The sequence below is a fragment of the Aneurinibacillus sp. XH2 genome (assembly GCF_001439585.2).
Taxonomy (GTDB): domain Bacteria; phylum Bacillota; class Bacilli; order Aneurinibacillales; family Aneurinibacillaceae; genus Aneurinibacillus; species Aneurinibacillus thermoaerophilus.
In genome coordinates this window covers 1151276-1157500 of sequence record NZ_CP014140.1, presented here as the reverse complement: position 1 = coordinate 1157500, position 6225 = coordinate 1151276, and the positions used below count along the sequence as shown (strand labels likewise).

The following is a 6225-nucleotide window of genomic DNA, read 5'->3' as shown; positions in this document are numbered from 1 at the left end:
ACAAAGAATGGCACGCCAAAACTTTTATTGCTTCCTCACATATAAGGAAGCCCCGGCTTTCGCCGAAGCTTCCTTTAGAATTGTTACCGCTGATTTTGATTTTGAGCGGCTTTGGCCTGAGATTGCTGATTCGCTTGGCGAATAGCTTGTGCATCTGTTTCGCTTGCAAATTCAGTGTCGGAAGCATCCATTTGAGAAGCTTGATTTTGCTTGCGTACTTGGTCAACGTTAGTGCCGGCTTTTGAACGTTTAGCCATGATTCTCACCTCCGCTATTTAAGATGCGCCTTTTGCAAGAAATTAAGCATCCTTATTCTTCCACAGTTCAATTAAACGTTCCTTTTTGTATCTAGCGTATTGTTTAATCATGTATTCCCTTTTCATTGCCGTGCTTTTATCCAAAAACGTTTCCACATATACTAGTTCCACCGGCGTTCGCCCGCGTGTGTAGCGAGCTCCTTTACCTGCATTATGTTTTTTTACTCTTTCTTCTACATCTGCTGTGTATCCGGTATATAAAGATTGATCGGAACAACGCAATATATAAACATAGTACATAATTCTGACAAACCCTTTCTGTTTTCTCTGTCCCATCATACAATAAATCATATAAAATGGTTAAAAAAGAAAGGGGAGATGCACCATGCTCAATCAGGCAACCGTTGAGCGGGTACTGCAAGCCGCTTTATCCCATGGTGGAGACTTTGCCGAGGTGTTTGTCGAAAACAGGATCGAGCAAAATATTTCCATGGTAAAAGGCGAAGTAGAAAAAGCGCGCTCCGGTCAAGATTTCGGAATCGGTATCCGTATTTTTCATGAAAATGATTACCTTTATACGTATACCAACAATGAAGACGAAGACCATCTCATCGAAATCGCCCGTCTTCTCTCCCAAACAGCAAAAAAAAGCGAACATAAAAACAGAACGATTACATTCACCAAGCAACTGATTGTTCCCCGTCATATTGCACAAATCGACCCGCGTGTCATTTCCATCCGGCAAAAAAGGGACGTGTTAGCAGAGTTAAACCACCATGCTATGGCTTATCATACAGCCATTACCCAAGTGCGAACGAGATACTTTGACGAAACTCAAAAAGTACTAGTCGCCAACTCTGAAGGGGTCTGGGCGGAAGATACGCGGGTACGGACGCGCGTATTCGTGGAAGCGATTGCGACTGAAGGCAACCAAAAGCAGCGCGGCTATGCTGCGCCCGGAGCGCAAAAGGGATTTGAATTTTATAATGAGCTTGATTTGCGTGCCCTCGCCGAGTCGGCCGCCGATATTGCAGTGCGTATGCTGGAAGCGAAACCGTGTCCAGGCGGAAAGATGCCGGTTGTAATCGACAACGGTTTCGGAGGAGTCATTTTCCATGAAGCGTGCGGGCACGGTATGGAAGCGACTGCTGTCGCCAAGGGCAAAGGCCCATACGCAGGCAAAATCGGACAACAAGTGGTCAGCCGAAAAATTTCGGCGGTAGACGACGGAACCATCGGCAACGAATGGGGATCGCTTCACATCGATGACGAAGGGACGCCCACCAGGCGCAATGTGCTAATTGAAAACGGTGTACTCAAAGGATATCTCATCGATAAATTGAATGCGCGTCGCATGAAAATGGAGCCAACCGGATCGGCCCGCCGCCAATCTTACCGTTTCGCTCCGACTTCCCGCATGACCAATACCTACATTCTACCTGGCAAAGACAAGCTCGAAGATATGATTACCAATACCGAATATGGCTTATACGCCAAAACGATGGGGGGCGGCAGTGTCAATACCACCACAGGCGATTTTAATTTCGCCGTATTGGAAGGTTATATGATTGAAAAGGGCAAACTCACCTATCCAGTTAAAGGCGCCACGCTAATCGGCAATGGACGGCAAACAATGTACGACGTGGACATGGTCGGGGACAACTTCCTGCCGGGTCAGGGCATGTGCGGTTCCATTAGCGGATCGATTCCGGTTAACGTTGGGCAGCCGGCCTTACGCGTATCACAATTGACGGTTGGGGGGAGCAGCCAATGATTGAACAATTGTTCGAACTTGCAAAGAAAAAGAAAATCACTGAGCTTGAAGTGCTGATCAATCACTCGACCAGCTTCAGCATTCAAGCATACGAAGGAAAAATCGAATCGTATAAGAAAACGAGTACAGCGGGCCTTGGCGTCCGTGGTACGTATCAAGGCGGTACCGGCTATGCTTACACCGAGCGGCTTCACCTGCGAGAATTCGATACGGTACTTGATATGGTGAAAGATAACGCCTCCCTAATGAAAGAAAAAGAACCGCTTCTCGCGGAAAAGCAGAAAGGAAGCTGGCAGGACAGCCAGCCGGACATATCAGAGGAAGAAAAAATAAACCTAGCGCTGATGCTGGAAGCGGAGGCGAGAGCCGCCAAAGAGGTTTCTGACGTCAGCTACGCGCTCGTCAGTTCAGGGGAGGGGATACGCCAAGTCGCCAATACATACGGTCTGAACAAAACATACCGTTCTAACTACACTATGGCGTATCTTTCCGTCATCGTAAAAAGAGATGATGAGGTGGAAACGGACAGCGCTTATTATCTGGGCGACTTAAACAAATTGGATCGGGCAAAGCTAATTCAAGAAGCCGTTAGCAAAGCACGGCGCAAGTTGGGCGGAAAGCCCATACCGGTCGGGCATTATCCAGTCGTGCTGGATCGTCGAGTCGTCTGCTCCCTGCTGGGGGTCTACAGCGGGGTATTCTCGGCGCGCAATGTTATGCAAGGGACTTCCCGCCTAGAAGGTCAACTTGGGGCGAAACTGTTTGGCTCGCTGGATTTACTGGATGACCCTCATTCCGGGCATGAAAAGGTGATGTTCGACGATGAAGGCGTAGATACTGCGAAAATGTATCTCGTGCGCGATGGCGTAGTAGAGAGCTATTTGCATAGTCTGCAAACGGCTAACGAAATGGGGCAGGCGCCGACCGGTCATGGCATCCGCAGCTATAAAGGCCCGGTGCAAATCACGCCGCACCGGATGCAAATACCGAACGGAGAAACAGCTCTCTCCACCCTGTTCGCAGAGATGGGCAACGGGGTCTACATTACCGATGTGCAAGGACTTCATTCTGGCACCAATACCGTTTCTGGCGATTTTTCGCTCGCCGCACAAGGTTTTCGCATTGAAAACGGGAAAATCGCCGCACCCATCAAAGAGATTACTATCGCTCATAATTTCTTTGACCTGTTCGCGCACATCGAAAAAAAAGCAAACGATTTCGATTTTGCAATGCCAAATGGTCATAGTCAGTATGGTGCTCCTTCCATTCTTTTTTCCAATATCGCCGTTTCAAGCTGACGCACATAAGAAAATCCGTATGCTATATTCTCAGCTTCCGCACACATATAATACCGGTGTCAAACGCAAGCGCGAACAGCAGTCTTAATAGCCTTTATAGAACCATGTCGCACAAACGAAAAGATAAAGTGAGCAAAAAACAATCCCCCTCTTGTCCCATACGGGTCAAGAGGGGGTGTTTTCATCCTGCTCAGGCGCTGATGCACCTGAAGATTCCGTCGGCTGTGTCGCAGGTGCAGGACTTATTTTCGTATTTTTCAACTTCCACCCAAAATCCGTTTTTTCTACAGTAATGGCCATGAGAAAATCCTGACTTACCTGAGGATGAGACGAACCAAACGAAACGCCACTAAAACGCGTAATTAACGCTTCTACTACAGCCTGCTTGTCCTGCTTTTGTTTCAATGTAAGCTTCTTTACTTTATCTGTCGGAAATATAATCGGATTTTTACTGTTCCATGCATCCTGCAATCTTCGCGTTTCTACGTCGATGTATTGCTGGGTAGCGTGTGGAGCAAGCGCATGCTGGAACTGGGTAATAACCAGTTGTTTTTCCTTCTCCCCGTTTGGAGCATTAATAAAGGAAATACTTGCTTCATACGCGCCCTTAAACGCCGCGCGCGCCTGTTGTTCCATTAGATATGCCAGCTGTGGAAGTGTTTGTTCGTCCACTTCAGCGCTCTTCAAAAATTCTATTTTTTGTTCAAGATTTGTTTTTGCTTCCGCCAACTGCTTGGTTTGCTGCCGACTTTCGCTCAGCTGCTTTTTCACGTTCTCCAATTCCGCCTTCAACGCCTGGTTTTCGTGTTCAATTACCTTTGTATTACAGCCGGTCAGTACGCTCAACGACGCGAATAACGCAAACGCGCCAAATTTTAATTTTTTTCCCATATTACGTCGAACTCCTTTGTTCGCGGAATCTTTCTTGCTGCTTGGCAGCACGAATCACCCGCCGAGCCGAATCAGCTCTTCTTTATGTACATACAATTCATAGTATAACATTCTCTATTGTAACAGGAAGGTAAAGAATTTGGGAACAAAAAAAAAGAGAATCAGAAGACTCTCTTTTTCGCCGGCTTATTTTTGCGCAAAATATTTTTTGTAAATCTCGTCGTACGTACCGTCCGGAACCATAATGATCTGCTTCCCTTTTAGTATAATCATTAATGACAATTAATCATTATACGAATGAGACATAAAAAAGGCACTTAAATATTTTGCCTATCACCTTTATTTTTTTATATTAGCGAAAAAAGACGCGGCGTTCTTTTTCGTTTACGAGCACGGCTTCTTTGACGTTTTTACCATCGAAATCTACATGGAGCCGCCCGCTTCCAATATTATAAAAAATATATTTTCCTTTATAGATTTCATATGGCTGCGGTTCCGGATTGCGGTGTCCGATAATCATATCAGCTCCGGCATCAAGCAAATCTCTAGCTAATTCCTTCTGATACCGTTCCAGCGTACTCTGCCCTTCCCTCCCCCAATACATCGTGAGAATTAACACATCCACCTGGCGTTTCGCCCGCCGGATATCATCAAAAATATGGGACCCGTATGCGTCGGCTACTCCGATTTGCTTGCCTTCCGCTTTCCACTCCACTGCAGGAACGACACGGGAATATACCATGACTCCGTATCTTGTTCCATCCTTCTCGATAATATGGGGCCGAAATACTTCATCTGCCATCCCATATCCCATCACTTTCACGTTATGTTTTAAAAGCTGCGAGGCTTCTTGCGCAATACGTTCCCGACTCTGGCCTTGAAGAATATCAACATTCGCCACATCAATAGCGGTCGGCGCCTTCCGTGCGGCTTCCTTCAGCCATTCCGGAATTCCCTGCCCAACGCGAAACTGGTAAACAGGAAACAGTTGAAAATCGGCAGAAACAGGCAGAGGCTTGTCTTTCCCATGATATGGCCTGTCCCCGTATACAACCAGGCGAAATCCGGAAGTATTTACTGCCTTTTTTTTCTCTTTGTCATTTCCCTGTGGAATAGAAGGCTTCGCTACCTGCGCCGCCAGCCAGTCGCTTACTTTTTGCTCGCCTCCTGCTTGCCGCTGTTGCGCTATCTGCTCGCCAAAACTTCCAGCATCTTTCGCAGAATACGTCCCTTGCAGAAAGAAATAACCTTTATATCCTCCATATCCAATCGTGACCAAAAGCCCTGCCCATATGACTGCCTTTACGCTTTTCCGCTTCCAGCCATCCGGACTACCTAAATTATGGTATGACATGAGCGTACCGGCATCCATTCCGTAAAACGCAAGCAACACCTCCGCCTCTTCAACGGTAATCGGTTGAATCCCTTGTTCGATCCGCTTCAGTCGCTGCTGGGCAATTCCCGTTTTTCTCGCCACTTCTTCCAAGGTGATGCTATGATCGAGCCTATATTCTCTTAATTTTTGTGCAAACGCATAAAACTGTGAATTCATTCTCCTCCCCGCTTTCAATGAGAAAAACTCGCAGGCGTTGCCGCTCGCCTTCTTCCTCCGAAAAGCCATATGGCAGCTTTATGTCCCTTCGGTCGGATTTGCTTCACACTTCACCATTCAAACAAGCTGTGTCAGATTGCAAACAAAGTACAAAAGATATAAAGTTTACACGCTAAGAAAAGCGTGAAGAGTAAACGGTGCATGAAATACTTCACAGTCACTCTTTTTACCTTCAAGGAAAGCGAAAAGTTTTACGTGTAGCCTGCTAGATATTCGTTGGTGTTTTACAGAAGGTGATGGTGACATGAACACAACTCCATCAACATATTCCAGCAAGTTGTCCGTTTTCCCGCGCATCGCATAAAATTCTTCTATACTTACAAATCTTTCTTGCGCCATGCTCATTTTCTACACCATCCCTCCCTGCTTTTTTAGACGAACTTTATATTACGA

At 46.5% G+C, this 6225-nt stretch carries 6 protein-coding genes and 1 pseudogene; 2 read left to right on the top strand and 5 right to left on the bottom strand.

What is annotated here, in order from left to right; translation table 11 throughout:
* Window positions 1–83: 83 nt before the first annotated feature.
* On the bottom strand, window positions 84–257 hold the full coding sequence (locus ACH33_RS05620) for a gamma-type small acid-soluble spore protein (protein ID WP_062731149.1): 174 nt from the start codon (window positions 255–257) through the stop codon (window positions 84–86).
* A gap of 42 nt (window positions 258–299) precedes the next feature.
* A complete protein-coding gene (locus tag ACH33_RS05615; protein ID WP_057898121.1) occupies window positions 300–557 on the bottom strand; it encodes a GIY-YIG nuclease family protein in 258 nt (85 codons plus the stop codon).
* 85 nt (window positions 558–642) lie between these two features.
* Here ACH33_RS05615 and ACH33_RS05610 point away from each other — a divergent pair, with 85 nt between their 5' ends.
* Together ACH33_RS05610 and ACH33_RS05605 are read left to right on the top strand one after the other, a co-directional pair.
* Window positions 643–2031 carry a TldD/PmbA family protein gene (locus ACH33_RS05610; RefSeq protein WP_057898120.1) on the top strand — a complete coding sequence of 463 codons (1389 nt, stop codon included), beginning with the start codon at window positions 643–645 and terminating at the stop codon, window positions 2029–2031.
* Complete coding sequence (locus tag ACH33_RS05605) at window positions 2028–3329, top strand: TldD/PmbA family protein (RefSeq protein ID WP_057898119.1); 1302 nt, start codon at window positions 2028–2030, stop codon at window positions 3327–3329. The genes ACH33_RS05610 and ACH33_RS05605 overlap by 4 nt, the downstream gene beginning before the upstream one ends.
* A gap of 165 nt (window positions 3330–3494) precedes the next feature.
* On the opposite strand, the gene ACH33_RS05600 is transcribed toward ACH33_RS05605, so the two are convergent.
* The 3 genes and pseudogenes from ACH33_RS05600 to ACH33_RS05590 all read right to left on the bottom strand — a co-directional run.
* Window positions 3495–4220 (bottom strand): hypothetical protein, encoded by a 726-nt coding sequence (locus ACH33_RS05600; protein WP_057898118.1) that lies wholly within the window; start codon window positions 4218–4220, stop codon window positions 3495–3497.
* A gap of 352 nt (window positions 4221–4572) precedes the next feature.
* On the bottom strand, window positions 4573–5772 hold the full coding sequence (locus ACH33_RS05595; RefSeq protein WP_057898117.1) for a CapA family protein: 1200 nt from the start codon (window positions 5770–5772) through the stop codon (window positions 4573–4575).
* Window positions 5773–5958: 186 nt separating this feature from the next.
* A pseudogene (locus ACH33_RS05590) lies at window positions 5959–6177 on the bottom strand (Uma2 family endonuclease); the annotation flags it as partial.
* Between the last annotated feature and the right edge of the window lie 48 nt (window positions 6178–6225).